Source organism: Polaromonas sp. P1_G2, from assembly GCF_056405515.1.
This window is the reverse complement of sequence record NZ_JBFUBY010001498.1, coordinates 1-392: the sequence shown is the minus strand read 5'-3', so window position 1 is coordinate 392 and position 392 is coordinate 1. Positions and strand designations below refer to the sequence as shown.

The 392-nt window shown below is 60.5% G+C and carries 1 protein-coding gene; it reads right to left on the bottom strand.

Annotation, left to right across the window (positions count from 1 at the left end; genetic code table 11):
- Nucleotides 1-165: 165 nt before the first annotated feature.
- On the bottom strand, nucleotides 166-392 hold a 227-nt coding region (locus AC1D0P_RS31255), incomplete at its 5' end, for a PhnD/SsuA/transferrin family substrate-binding protein (RefSeq protein WP_477680274.1).

The following is a 392-nucleotide window of genomic DNA, read 5'->3' as shown; positions in this document are numbered from 1 at the left end:
GGCAATGGTCATGGACGTTCCGCCCGCTGGAGCATGTCTGCCGAAATTCGGGTCCCGGTTAAGAGACAAGACATGCATAGAAACAAGAAGCCAAAGCTACGCTCTGCTCGTGGTCACGCGAAAAGGGCGGCTGTCTCCAGCCGCCCTTCCATTCCATGGTTCCGATCAGCCGCCGATGGCCTGCTTGCGGACGTCGACGATGGCATTGTAGAACTCGTGCTTGACCGGGACGTAGCCCTTGAAGTCGCCGCCTTCGATCGCGGTGAAGCAAGCATGGTCCTTGGCCGGCAGTGCGGTGAAGAAGGCGGCCAGCTTGGCCTGCCATTCCGCACCGAGTTCGTTGCGGACAACCAGCGGGCCGTTCGGGATCATCGGCGAACGCCAGACTTCAA